Raw genomic sequence first — 13,894 nt, 5'->3', positions numbered from 1 at the left:
TTTCAATGGTAAACAAATATATTTGCGTTGCTATTAATAACCAATTTTTAAATTATGCTCCATTTTAAGTCAAGTTTCGTATTATTTATTTGTATAATATTTACAGCTTTTTCTCAGACAAAAACTATCGAAAAAGGGTCTTATTTGTCTAAAAACAAAGGACAAAAAATCAAATTGAATTTGCTGGATAACGAAAATTATGAATTGGTATTTTATTATGGAAAATACGAAATAAAAGGGGATAGTTTATTATTTGAAAAAAAGACAAAATCAGAAGTTCCATTTGATTTAAAATATGGTTTTGATAAAAATTCAAAATCCAAAAAGGTTAAAATTAAATTTTTAGAAGCCTTTTATTACTCCTTTTATATTGGTACACAAAATGAAAATGAAACAGTTCAATATCAGAGAATTTCGGATATTGAAAAAAAAATGAATTCGGAAGTTGAGGAAATTAACCTTGATTTTGAAATCAATAAATCAGAATATTTATATCTGGTTTATGAAGATTATGATGGAAAATCAACAATCTCCAAATACAGGATTCCAAATAATGTTTCAGAAATTACAATTAAATACCAACCAGACATAATAGGAGATCTGAATATAAATGGTTTTATTGACAACAAAACAAACGAACTTATATTAGCAGATAAGTGGGGTAAGAATCTTTTAGTTTTTTATAATCAAAAGAGTGCTCCTGTTGATGAAAAGGCTACTATTCTTCCGTTGGAAAATAAAGAATTATTAAATTGGACCTATCCGGGAAAAGAACCTTTAATAAGCGAGGATTTTGGGACAGAAATTGTTGTTGATAGCACGGCCACAATTGTTCAGGGTTATCCTGTTCCTGATTATAGTTTTAAATTTAAGATCGAAGACAATTTAAAATCTGCTATTTCTTTAACTAAAAGTAAATTTCTTGTTGTTTATACTGACAGTAAAAATAATGCTGCAAAAGCGCAGTTTGATACCTTTATAAAAGATCAGGAAACGGATGTTAGTTATAGTATGTATGAAAGTTATAAACCAGAATATGATCTTTTTAATTATTATTTGGCTTCAGAAGAGGATAAAAAATGGTTGAAAATAAATAAAATCAACGAGGAGCCAAGTATAGTTGTTTTGAATGGTAATGGTGAAATTCTGGCAACTGCAAAATCAACTTTATGGGATAAAAAATCAAAGCTCAACCACTACGATGATTTTAACAAAAGTTTAAAAAGACTGGATGCATTGCAACGTTTTAATGGGGTTGTAAAAAATAAAAAAGCATCTGATTCTGATTTGATTATGGCTTTTAATATAGCGGCAACGGTTAATCTTCCTTATGATTATGATTCTAATAATGATGAATCCAATCCAGCTGATTTTAAACTGAAAAAAGTTAATTTAAATAAAAAAGAAGTTGCAGAATCCTGGAATAAATTGATTACAGGACATCAAAAAGACACAAAACCTAATATGTATTTAGTTGAAGCTATTTTGAAAGAGATTACTAATAGAGGTTTTTCTAAATTATTTTTTAATGAAGAGAAAGTATTGAATAGCACTGATTTCTTGTCGATTGATTATTTGATAAAGCATTATGATGCAATTGATCAGGCACGATTAGAATTCAATAACAAAGAAGCAGAAACTCATGCTATTGGAGATTTAAGTGCGGAAATTGCCATAGCATTAGAGCAATATTCTTCGAATTTGCAGAATGACATTTCTTCAGGTAAATTAAGTCAGGACAGAATTAATTCAGTTTATAAAAAATTAATTGGAGAGGGTAAAGGAGGTTTTGATATTTATAAAAATTACTTAGCCTTTTTAAATTCAGAAGCCGAAGCAAAAGGTACAGATAGTGAATATATAAAGGAATTTGATGTCTATTTTGATAAATATCTGGTAGCAGAAAAAGGAAACCCAATTCAAAGGTTAGATGAAATATATGCAACACTTGACCCGGGTTCTGATTACGCCTACAATGGGTGGAATTCTTTTAAGTTATATCATTCAGATTTATCAAATAATGTAGCATGGTTAGTTGTTTTAAAACCACAAAATTCTCTTTTTTTAAAGAAAGCAATTATCTGGTCAGAATATAGTTTGACAGTTTCAAAGAATAATCCTTATTATCTGGATACTTTGGCGCAGTTGTATTATAAGGATGGACAAAAAGAGAAAGCTATTGCAACACAGGAAAAAGCATTACAATTTTCGAGTACAGTTTTCGAACAGGAAACATTAAATGATATGAAGGAAGTTTTGGCAAAAATGCAAAATGGTACGTATTAAAATTTCATATTTCATAAAAAAGTACCCGACAAATTTTAAAGTTTGGCGGGGACTTTTTATTTTTTGATGCCTACCATTATTTTGATCTGGTAATTTAGAGGTGTTTTTTTATCCTTTTCAATTGTACCATTAGCACTTAGATAAGTTATATTGACAGAATATTTTGAATTCTCAATTTTTTGTTCAATTTTTATATTTGAATTATAGTCATTTTTAAATCCTGGATTTGTATTAATAAAATCATTTATTTTTAGAGGAATTATATCCTGATTAATTTGTAAATCAAGGCCGTAATCTTTAGATTTTGTCTTTATTGAATAAGTTTTATTCTCTATCTTTAAGCAGTTTACGCATTTGAAATCATTATTTTGAATCACGGTGAATATAAAATCATAACCGTGAATATTTACTACATTGTCATCATTGTTTTCATAGAAATAATAGTGAAAAGAATTATTTAAATCATTTTTTCGATCATATTCAGACCGATATTCAAAACCTAAGCTTTTCATAATTTGTGTTGAACCCGGGTCTTTATCTTTTTTGTAAAGTATATCTAATTTCTTGTTAGCATACGGAAGCATAACTTCAAATCCGTAATTTCTATCTAAAAAATAAACAATGCTGCTTAATTCCTGCTCTTGTTCAAAAGTAAGTTTCTTACCATCCACTTTTTGAATATAATTTTCAAACCTTAATAATTGACTGTATTTTGAAATTGAATTTGCACTTTGAGGGCCAATAATAGAAAACAACCCTGCAATGCACATGCTAATTGGAATAAATTTTATTTGTGGATGTTTCTGAATTAAAAAATAAGCAACAACAACCGTTAGCCAAACAGATAGCAACAAGACATAATAACGTTCATGCGTAAAGCCATAAAGATTGATGCGATATAAAATTGCCCAAAACAAAAGTGCTAGTAATGGAACCAATAAGAAATAAAACCAGCGATTGAAAGTTCGCATCCAAAGATTTCCACTTTCCTCTGCGATAGGATGAACCAGTAAAAAAGAAAGAATTCCGGTAATAGCAAACGCTAAAACAAGGTAGGAAACCCAGCCGACAGGTAACGAAAGTGTAATAAGTATTTTGGCTTCATAGCTTATTAAGATGATCAAATAGATACTGACAAGAGGTAATAATACAAATTGAGTGAAATTTTTAAGTCCTTTAGGATAACTCAACTGAAGTGGAAATGCTTTGCTATTAGTTTCAGGAACTCCGCTTAAAAAGAAAATAGTATTAAAAATTCCTGCAATGATAAAAAATAAATAGCCATAGATTTTATTATCAAATTTAACTTTAAACAATTGATCTACAGCTAATATCGCTAATGCTAAACCCCCATAAAGAACAATGCTGTATAAACCTGCAGTAAGGATTCGTAAAAAAAGTTGTTTATTAAATTCCCAAAACTCTTCCTGATTGTAAACCCTTGGTAAAAAACCTGCGAATGAAACGAGTAGGTGTAAAGCAAGATTAAGTACAAAAAATTGCTGTGCTTCAACATCGGATATTCTTTTATCAAAATTAAACACAAAGACAATTAATAAAACTCCAACAGCTAAGCTAATAAGATATTTTAAAATACTATTGTTTTTTTGTTTTGCCGCAAAAAACAGGCTTACAGAAACAAACCAAACCAAACATAACGAGCAGCTCATTATAGCTTTTATATAGAATTCTTCTGGTTGTGAATGTTCTTGTTGAATGAATAAAATAGCGAAAATGGTTCCGCAAATTGCAGTTATAGTTTCTAATGGAAATCTAAGAGTGGCTTTTTTTGCAGCATTTAACACTTTCTGTAACGAAGGAAGTTTACTCATTTTTTGGTCAGTTATTTTGTACTAAGGAAAGCAAATTGTAACACATATACAAATGAAAGTATAACAGATCTTAAAGGCTTTGGAATTGGAAGGGTTTTTCTTTTTAAATCATTAAATTTGATTATCAAATTAAAATTTATGAAAAGTAAAATAATCTTAGGTCTGATTTTATGTGGAGGGATAGCTTTTTCACAAACAGTCAAAAAACCTTTAGCTTCAGCAATCAAAGTTGAAGATCTTAAAAAAGATATGTATGAAATGGCAGGTAATCATTTCAATGGTCGTGAGGCTGGAACCTTAGATGAACTAAAAGTGTCGATGTGGCTGGCCAATAAAGCAAGAGATGCAGGAATGGCTCCGGCAGGTGATGATGGGACTTTTTTTCAGTTTTTTGAGATGTACAGACATCAGGTTACTCCAAACACAAAATTTAAAATTGGACAAAAGGAATATAAATTGTGGAAAGATGTTTTGGTGGCAGAAACCACAAATATTAAAGTGGATGCACCATTATTATATTTAGGTGCTGCTACAAAAGAACAAATTGATAAAGCTAATATTAAAGGTAAAGCAGTCGTTTTACTAGTATCTAAAGAAGGAATTGCAGATGATATTTCTCTTTTCGACAGACGTTATCCGGGTCTGGTAAGGAATAAATATTATGATTACTCATAAAAAAAGAAAAGCATTTCAGAAGTTTGAAATGCTTTTCTTTTTTATTTTGTTTTTTACCTGTATTTTCTAAAATGCAATATCTGCCAAAGAGTTACTTTCGAGTATTTTTAATGTATTATCTCTCACCTCTGTCATTAAGCGTCTTGCAGCGCAGGTAGTTTCATCATCACAATCATCACATTTTTCATAAAAATTATGACTTGCACATGGGAGTAATGCTATTGGTCCTTCAAGGATACGGTAAACATGGGCCATACTGATGTCTTTTGGATCTTTTATCAGGTAATAACCTCCGCCTTTTCCTTTTTTTGCTCCCAGAAAACCAGAATTCCGAAGCAGTAACAAAATACTTTCCAGAAATTTAATCGAAATATGTTCGCTTTTAGCGATTTCAGCAATTTGTACAGGCTCTTTATTGTCGCGTCTCGCCAAAAAGGTTAAAGCTTTAATTCCGTATTTTGTTTTCTTTGAAAGCATTTTAAAATGATTTAAGAGTGTTGAATAACGATTGCTGATTTGTGATTTTTAAAAATGACAATCGATACAACTTTTTCAATCACAAAAATATACTTTTTGATTGAAGTATTACTAAAAGAACAAACCTAAAGCGATATGTTTATTCTTCGGTTTCCTTAACTCCAATTAATTTAAAATCATTAAACATTTTCAAGCTCTCCTCCAATGATTTTTTATCGACAACATACGTATCAGAAATCGAATCGTGCCATCCCAATCCCGGATTAAATAAAAAAGAAAAAGCATTAAACGGGATTAATCGGCATAAACTTCTTTTAAATACAGTTCCAAAATCAGGTTTTTTTCCGTTTTCATTTACAACTATAGTTCCTGTGATTAATTTCCCCAGAGTTCTTCCAGATAGACTCTCAAAAAGTGTATAATAACTTATTGAAATAATTATCACAACACAATTCCAACCTAAATCTCCTAAAGATTCAATCCAGATGCTTACCGATGTAAAATTAAATAAACTGATAAGAATCCCAAGTACAACTCCAATTAGAATAAGTAAAACCACAAAAAATATATGGTCTAAAACATAATTTAGAAAGCGTTTGTTATTTGAAGCTAATAATTCTTCATCCAGAATGTAAACAGAATCGTTCATGTTAAGCAGGTATAAAAATTAATTTGTTTTGGTTTAGTTGGCAACAAAAATATACTTTTTACTTCAACTTATATTAAACAAGCAACGATTTTTAACAGTATAAAAATTACAGTCAAAAATCGTTGCTTAATATTTTGAAATATTTACCGAATATTACGAAAGTGCCTGCTCTAAATCGGCAATAACATCATTTACAGTTTCTAAACCTACAGAGACACGTACTAAACCTTCAGTAATTCCAACTGCTAACTTTTCTTCAGCAGATAATTTACTGTGTGTTGTTGATGCCGGATGTGTCACAATACTTTTAACGTCCCCAATATTTGCTGAAAGTGAACACAATTTAATCTTGTCTAAAAATTGTCGCCCGGCTTCAATTCCTCCTTTAATTTCAAATGCAATAATATTACCTCCTAAACGCATTTGTTTTTTGGCAATTTCATATTTAGGATGTGATTTTAAGAAAGGATATTTCACACTGTTTACATTAGGGTGGCTTTCCAGAAACTCGGCGACCTTCAACGCATTTTCACAATGTCTGTCAACACGAACAGCCAAAGTTTCTAAACTTTTTGATAATACCCACGCATTAAACGGAGACATTGCAGGTCCTGTATTTCTTGAAAAAAGGTAGATTTTACGAATTAGTTCCGCTTCTCCAACTGCAACTCCACCCAAAACACGCCCTTGCCCATCCATTAATTTGGTAGCTGAATGAACGACAATATGCGCACCATATTTAATAGGCTGCTGAATATATGGCGTTGCAAAACAGTTATCAATTATTAAAATTAAATTATGCTTTTTAGCAATTGCACCTAACAATTCTAAATCAACTACATCAACACCAGGATTTGTAGGTGTTTCAGCATATAAAATTTTAGTGTTTGGTTTAATACAGCTTTCTATTGTTTCCGGTTTATTGATATCAAAATAAGTAGTTTCAATATTCCATTTTGGAAAGTAAGTCATAAACAAAGCATGAGTTGAACCAAAAACACTGCCCGCAGAAACAATATGATCTCCTGAACCTAACAATGCTGCAAAAGTCGAATAAATTGCTGCCATTCCTGTGGCAAAAGCATAACCTGCTTCAGCTCCCTCCATTTTACACACTTTATCGACAAATTCGGTTGTATTTGGGTTGCTAAAACGACTATAAATATTACGTTCTTTTTCCTCTGTAAAAGAAGCTCTCATATCTTCAGCATCTTCAAATACAAAACTCGATGACAAATACAATGGCGTCGAATGTTCCTGAAATTGCGTTCTTTCTAAATGGGTCCTGATAGCTTCTGTTTCAAAACTAAATTCTTGTTCGTTCATTTTGTTTTTTGTTTAACACGAATTGCACTAATTGGCACAAATTCGTCGTTTTTTAAAATTTCACAAAGACTCGCAAAAAAACTCAGAGATTCACTAAGAAATATGATGCGAATTTTTATTATTTAATAACAAGTCTGAGAATTATCCCATTCTCTAATTAACTAATTTTCTAATTATTTTATTTTTCTAATTCTACTCCGTTCAAAACTACTTTATAATGTATGGTTGCTGTTGGCTCCACTGTTTTAGAAACCGAACAATATTTTTCGAATGATAATTGTGCGGCTTTTGCGGCTTTGTCTTCTTTAATATTCCCTTCCAAAGAAAAAACTACATAAATATCTTTAAATGGTTTGGCTTCCCCTACCTGAACACGCTCACCTTCGACCTCAGCTTTAAAAGAAGTAATTTCCTGGCGTTGCTTTTTCAAGATTGAAATCATATCGATTCCACTGCAGCCTGCTACGCCCATCAAAACTAATTCCATCGGGCTTGGCCCCATGTCATTACCTCCGAATTCTGGTCTGGCATCAACATTTACTATATGTCCGCGTTCATTTTTTAATTGAAAATGGAAGTTTTCGTTTACTCTGTTTAATGTTATTTTCATTGTTATCTTTTTTGAACGCTGATAACGCGGATTTACAAACGCGGTTTCAACGGATTTTATTTAAAACTGAATACTAAAAACTGATCACTGGTTACTTTTACCGTTACTCTTTATTTCATTATCCCTTATCCGATAATCTCAAAATATCTCCAAAAACTCCTCTTGCCGTTACAGCAGAACCGGCTCCGGCTCCCTGAATTACGATTGGTCTGTCGCCGTAGGATTCTGTATAAATTTCGAAGAAAGAATCTGAACCTTTTAACCCTCCCAGTGCAGTATCAGAAGGTACTGAAACTAATTTTACTTCCAGGTTTCCTTTATCATTTTGCAAATCTCCTGACAATTCACCAATGTATCTTAACACGTGATTTGGCTTTTGTCCTGCTTTTATTTTATCATAAATTGGATCGAATTCCTTCAATTTGGTTAGGAAATCTGAAACATTTCCTTCACGTAAATGCTCCGGAATTAAATTCTGAATCGAGATTTCTTCAAATTCATTCTGCAAGTCTAATTCTCTTGCCAGAATCAATAGTTTTCTTCCCACATCATTTCCGCATAAATCCTCGCGCGGATCCGGTTCTGTGTAACCATTATCAATTGCTTCCTGCAGAATTTCGCTAAACGGAGCGTCTTTTGCAGAAAAATTATTGAATAAATAACTCAATGTTCCTGAAAAGACTCCTTTTATTTTGGTGATATTTTCACCCGAAAGATGCAATAGTTTTATAGTATCAATTAATGGTAACCCGGCACCAACATTGGTTTCATATAAATAATTCTTCTGATTATCAGCCAAAACTTTTCTTAATTCTTTATAAAAACCATAGCTTAATGTATTGGCTACTTTATTTGAAGAAATTAAATCGAAACTACTTTCTGCAAGCGGAATATAATTTTCTACAAACGAAGCACTTGCTGTATTATCAATCGCAATTAAATTTTCTAAATGGTACTTATCTGCATACTCAATAATATCCTTGATGGTATAATCAAGTCCTTTACTCTGAATTTCATTTTTCCAGTCAGAAGTCACACCATTTTTATTTAAAATCAGCTTTTTAGAATTTGCAATTGCAAAAACGTTCAGTTTAATATCCTTACGCTTTTCGATAGCAGCAGCCGATTCCAAAATTTGATTGATCAAAGTTCCGCCCACTAATCCATGTCCAAAAATCGCAATGTTGATTTTTTTGGAAACTCCGAAAATCTCACCGTGAATTACATTTAAAGCTTTATTAAGTTCAGATTTTTTAACTACCAAACTCACGTTCTTACCTGTAACCGTGTTGTTAAACAATATCGGAACAATTTTATTTTTGATTAATGCTGTATACGGTTTATGAAAAGTACTCAAATCCTGACCAATAATCGAAATAACCGAAACATTATCCGTTACCGTAATCTGATTTACATCTTTTGAATAAAAATCATTTTCGAACTCTTTCTCTAGTTCAACCATTGCCGTTGTAGCTTTATCAGTAGCAACAACAAGTCCAATTCCTCTTTCAGAAGAACCTTGGGAAATAATACTCACGCTAATATTGTGATCACCCATTACCTTAAAAATTCGGGCATCAACCCCTGCTTTTCCAAGTAATCCACGACCTTCAAGATTCAGTAAGGAAACATTTTCAAGAACTGAAAGTGTTTTAATACCTTCCTTAGAAGAATCGGAAGTGATTAAAGTTCCACGATTTTCATGATTGAACGTATTTAAAATTCTAAGTGGAATATTTTTTTCCAATAAAGGAATAATCGTTTTGGCGTGTAAAATAGTAGCTCCAAAATTGGCTAATTCGTTTGCTTCGTTAAATGATAAATATTCGATTTTTTTAGCATCTGCCACTAAATCCGGGTTTGCTGTGTAGATTCCGTCAACATGTGTAAAATTCTGAAGTTCTTCGGCATTCAGATAATTAGCAATTAACGATGCTGTGTAGTTACTGCCGTTTCTTCCTAAAGTTGTGGTGTCATTGTTATTATTTGAACCAATAAAACCAGTTATAACATTAACAGTCGAACCATTATGCTCTTTAAAATAATTGATAACATTTTTCTTAGAAAGCTGTTCTAAAGGCTGTGCATCACCAAATTTAGAATCTGTTTTTAGTAACTCTCTTGAATCTGCAAAATTAGCGGGTATCCCTTTTTCAATTAAAATAGCAGTTAACAATTTGGCTGAAAGCAATTCGCCTTTAGACAAAATCTGGTCTTTAATTTTATTGCTATAATCCCCAATCAGACTCACACCTTCAAAAAGTTTATCTAAAACAGTAAACTCTTCAGACAAATCTACCTGAGGATAATCTGAAATTTGGTAGGTTTTAAAATTTTCTAATAGTCGTTTATAGTCACCATTTTTAGCGGCAATTTTTAAAATATATTCCAGTTCATCTGTTGCGTTTCCTCTTGCTGAAACTACTACAGCAATTTTTTCACCCTGATTTACTTTTTCAGCAATGATAGAAACAACTTTGTTTAGCCCTTCTCCGTTTGATAACGATTTACCTCCAAATTTTAATATTTTCATTTTATTTTTCTATTGTTTCGGCTTTAAAAATATCCGCAAGTAAATTATCTAATTGTTTGTACTCTATTAAAAAAGCGTCATGTCCGTGAACCGAGTTTATTTCGCTGTAAAAAACATTTTCTTTAAACTTTTTTAATTCATTATAAGTTTCCAGGTTTTCCTTTGGTGTAAAAAACAAATCCGAATCGATTGCAATGATATGAATCGCAGCACTTGTTTTAGATAGTAAAGTTTCAAAATCTTCACTATTTCTGGTAATATCTATGGTCTTAAGCAATTGATTCATCAATTTATAAGAAGACAACTGATAACGTTTCTGCAGTTTACTACCGTGATGTGCCAGCCAGCTTTCTATGTTAAAAATCAAAAGATCCTGATTAATCGTACGCTGAAATTTTTCTTTGAATGATTCGGGAGAACGGTAACACAACATAGCATGAATTCGGGCATCTTCAATTGGTTTTGATGAATTGTTCAGGATTTGTTCCTGTAAATAACAATTAGCAATCATCCAGTCTGTCGATTTCCAATCGGTTGCAATCGGTATCAGGTTTTGAGTAATATTTGGTTCTAAAGCAAGCATTTCCCATGCGATTCCTCCTCCAACAGATCCGCCAATAATAGTATAAAGCTGCACTATATTTAAAGTTTTGACTCCTTCTAAAAAAATCCTCGCAATATCCCTTGTGGTAAAATCCAGATAATTTTCAAGAACAAACGAATCATTTCCATTGCCGGGAACATTGAATGCCAATACTGTATATTTGGTCGTGTCGATTGTTTTACCATCTCCAATTAAATCACTCCACCAACCATTTTCGCCCGTTACCTGAGCATTACCGGTCAGGGCATGATTCACCAAAACAATAGGAGCATTGTATAATGGTAAACCAAAAACTTCAAAGCTTAAAGGTAATGACTGGTAAAACGCACCATTTTCAGTGGTGAAATTTTGTATTATAATAGGGCTTGGTATATTTTCCAATTTCAAATCTGTTGTATTATTGATTTGTATATGGAAATATTAGAAAGAAAGTCTAGAGTGTAACTAGAAAAATTCTTGTTGTTATCTTTCCACGTTGGGCGTGGTAGAATGCAGCACCTTCTTCGCTTTACCGAAGGGTTGCTAAGGATTCATCGGGTCTAATCCCTCGTCCTTTCTTTATAACATTTCAATACGTTTCTGAACTTAAAGGTGCAAATTAACTACTATTTTCTTAAACAAACAAATTTTATCGAAACTGATTCCTCAATTTCTTAAATATAATTCAAACTAAACTAATGTACGCAAAAAATTACCGAACAATTTGCCCAGTAAAATTAAGCTGAAACTCTATTATATAATTCTTCCCGATTTAAATAAAAAGTGTTTCATTTTCTTTAGAATACATCAAAAACAATAAAGAGTTTGGTTCTTTTTTTTCAACGGTCATATCCGTTTCCGTGATCCCGAATCTTGGATGGATCAATTCATTTTTTGGCGGTGGATTGTTTCTTTTTGTCCTGATGCTTTTTAATGTTGAAAATGCTCTTGTTAAGTAGTTAAATCTGCTCATAATATTAAGTTTTAGTTCGTTATATTTAATTTTTTCTATTATTGCTTTTTTTAGTAATCCCATGAAATAAAAAAACCCTTTTGGAAATAAATACCAAAAGGGTTTAAGTTTTCAAACTTTTCTTTTGGAAATCAACAGACATATACGCTAATTACAGCGACAATAATCATCAGGTTCATCTGCGAGTAATTATTCATCTTTATATTTGTTGTTTTAAAAAAATTCTGCATTTGTATAAATTTAAAAAGCCCCCCAAAATTTTGGGAGGCTTTGCTATATATTATTTGTAATTTTAAGCAATAGACAACCCATCGGTATTCTCCGAAATGACATAAGACATTTGATTGAAATTAAACATTTTACCGTTGTTTTTGGGTTTAACAAATATGCGAAGTTTTTTTTAATTAACCAAATAAGTATGCTAAAATTTTGTTAAAAAATAACTTACAAATAGTTTTATTTTTAAATAAACCGAAATTATTACTTACTTATAATCAAAAAACATTCTAAACTCACTCTACAAATCTGTATATCGTATATCAAAGAGCTTTTTTGATTGTGTCTTTAAATAAAAATTACCTCTAGCAAGAGATCGTTGCTAAAGGTAATTTTCAAACAAAAAACAAAAAACCTAATTTTTACTATATTGGGAATGAGCAACACTTGAGAAAGCAGTATGCAAATCCGTAATTAAATCATCTATATCTTCAATCCCCACAGAAAGTCGAATCAAATCTTTTGAAACTCCGGTTTCCAATTGTTCCTGATCAGTTAATTGCTGATGTGTTGTGCTTGCAGGATGAATAATAAGTGATTTAGTATCACCTATATTGGCTAAAAGAGAAAACAACTTAGTTTCGTCAACTACTTTTTTAGCTGCTTCAAAACCGCCTTGTAAACCAAATGTTATAATCCCGCTTTGACCTTCTGGTAAATATTCCTGAGCTAAATCATAATATTTACTCGATTTCAAACCCGGATAATTTACCCAAACGACTTCGTCCTGCTTTTCTAACCATTGTGCTAAAGCCAAAGCATTTTCACTATGTTTCTTGATCCGGATTGGTAATGTTTCCAGTCCCTGAATGATTTGAAAAGCATTAAACGGACTCAAAGCAGAACCGAAATCACGTAAGCCTTCAATTCTTGCCTTTGCAATAAAAGCAGCATTACCTAATGCTTCGTGATATACAAGACCATGATATCCGGCAGAAGGTTCTGTAAATTCGGGGAATTTTCCATTAGACCAGTCAAAAGTTCCGGCATCAATAATAACACCTCCTAATGAAGTCCCGTTACCGGAAATATATTTAGTCAGGGAATGAATTACAATATTGGCCCCATGTTCAATTGGATTTAGCAAATAAGGTGTGGCGACAGTATTATCAACAATAAAAGGCACTTTAAAGTTTCTGGCTTCCGCCGAAATAGCTTTCAAATCCAATATATCCAATTTTGGGTTACCAAGTGATTCTACGAAAAATGCCCGTGTGTTTTCTTTTGCTGCCTTAGTGAAATTTTCTGCTTTTGAGGGATCTACAAAAGTGGTTGTTATGCCTAATCTCGGCAAAGTGACTTTTAATAAATTATAAGTTCCACCATACAAACTGTTTGATGCTACAATGTGATCACCTGCTTTCAGCAAAGTCAATAAAGTTGTAGAAATGGCTGAAGCTCCAGAAGCTGTAACAACTGCTCCAATTCCACCTTCAAGTGAAGCCAGCCGTTGTTCCAAAACATCATTTGTAGGATTGTTTAATCTTGTATAAATAAATCCGGCTTCAACTAAACCGAATAAATTGGCGGCATGATCTGAATTATTAAAAACATACGAGGATGTCTGATAAATTGGTACTGCTCTTGTACCTCCATTTTTAGTTACATCGTGACCCGCGTGTAATGCGTTTGTTGCGAATTTTTGTGTGCTCATGATTTCTTAGTTTTAAGTAT

General features: G+C 32.0%; 11 protein-coding genes and 1 riboswitch. Of the genes, 2 read left to right on the top strand and 9 right to left on the bottom strand.

Going from position 1 to position 13,894, the window contains the following annotated elements; genetic code table 11:
* Nucleotides 1-144: 144 nt before the first annotated feature.
* Nucleotides 145-2,286, top strand: a complete 2,142-nt coding sequence (locus J2W48_RS00700) for a hypothetical protein (protein ID WP_310276561.1) — start codon at nt 145-147, stop codon at nt 2,284-2,286.
* Nucleotides 2,287-2,342: 56 nt separating this feature from the next.
* On the opposite strand, the gene J2W48_RS00695 is transcribed toward J2W48_RS00700, so the two are convergent.
* A complete protein-coding gene (locus tag J2W48_RS00695; protein ID WP_310276558.1) occupies nt 2,343-4,118 on the bottom strand; it encodes a DUF4153 domain-containing protein in 1,776 nt (591 codons plus the stop codon).
* 138 nt (nt 4,119-4,256) lie between these two features.
* On the opposite strand from J2W48_RS00695, the gene J2W48_RS00690 reads away from it, so the two are divergent.
* Nucleotides 4,257-4,793, top strand: coding sequence for a hypothetical protein (locus tag J2W48_RS00690; RefSeq protein ID WP_310276555.1), 537 nt, complete (start codon nt 4,257-4,259; stop codon nt 4,791-4,793).
* Nucleotides 4,794-4,859: 66 nt separating this feature from the next.
* On the opposite strand, the gene J2W48_RS00685 is transcribed toward J2W48_RS00690, so the two are convergent.
* The 8 genes from J2W48_RS00685 to J2W48_RS00650 form a co-directional block, all read right to left on the bottom strand.
* A complete protein-coding gene (locus J2W48_RS00685) occupies nt 4,860-5,270 on the bottom strand; it encodes an RrF2 family transcriptional regulator (RefSeq protein ID WP_310276552.1) in 411 nt (136 codons plus the stop codon).
* Between the two features lie 139 nt (nt 5,271-5,409).
* A complete protein-coding gene (locus J2W48_RS00680; RefSeq protein WP_310276551.1) occupies nt 5,410-5,919 on the bottom strand; it encodes an RDD family protein in 510 nt (169 codons plus the stop codon).
* A gap of 153 nt (nt 5,920-6,072) precedes the next feature.
* Nucleotides 6,073-7,245 carry a trans-sulfuration enzyme family protein gene (locus J2W48_RS00675; RefSeq protein ID WP_310276548.1) on the bottom strand — a complete coding sequence of 391 codons (1,173 nt, stop codon included), beginning with the start codon at nt 7,243-7,245 and terminating at the stop codon, nt 6,073-6,075.
* A 178-nt stretch (nt 7,246-7,423) separates the two neighbouring features.
* Nucleotides 7,424-7,855, bottom strand: coding sequence for an OsmC family protein (locus J2W48_RS00670; RefSeq protein ID WP_310276546.1), 432 nt, complete (start codon nt 7,853-7,855; stop codon nt 7,424-7,426).
* Between the two features lie 118 nt (nt 7,856-7,973).
* Nucleotides 7,974-10,388: a bifunctional aspartate kinase/homoserine dehydrogenase I gene (gene thrA, locus J2W48_RS00665; RefSeq protein ID WP_310276541.1), complete on the bottom strand. Its 2,415-nt coding sequence runs from the start codon at nt 10,386-10,388 to the stop codon at nt 7,974-7,976.
* A 1-nt stretch (nt 10,389) separates the two neighbouring features.
* Nucleotides 10,390-11,373, bottom strand: coding sequence for an alpha/beta fold hydrolase (locus tag J2W48_RS00660; RefSeq protein WP_310276539.1), 984 nt, complete (start codon nt 11,371-11,373; stop codon nt 10,390-10,392).
* Nucleotides 11,374-11,451: 78 nt separating this feature from the next.
* Nucleotides 11,452-11,559, bottom strand: a riboswitch (SAM riboswitch).
* A 184-nt stretch (nt 11,560-11,743) separates the two neighbouring features.
* A complete protein-coding gene (locus tag J2W48_RS00655) occupies nt 11,744-11,944 on the bottom strand; it encodes a hypothetical protein (protein WP_310276534.1) in 201 nt (66 codons plus the stop codon).
* Between the two features lie 631 nt (nt 11,945-12,575).
* A complete protein-coding gene (locus J2W48_RS00650; RefSeq protein ID WP_310276531.1) occupies nt 12,576-13,874 on the bottom strand; it encodes an O-acetylhomoserine aminocarboxypropyltransferase/cysteine synthase family protein in 1,299 nt (432 codons plus the stop codon).
* Between the last annotated feature and the right edge of the window lie 20 nt (nt 13,875-13,894).

The sequence above is a fragment of the Flavobacterium piscis genome (assembly GCF_031457575.1).
In the GTDB taxonomy this organism is placed as follows: domain Bacteria; phylum Bacteroidota; class Bacteroidia; order Flavobacteriales; family Flavobacteriaceae; genus Flavobacterium; species Flavobacterium piscis_A.
The sequence above is the reverse complement of the archived record's forward strand: the minus strand, read 5'-3'. Positions and strand labels throughout refer to the sequence as shown.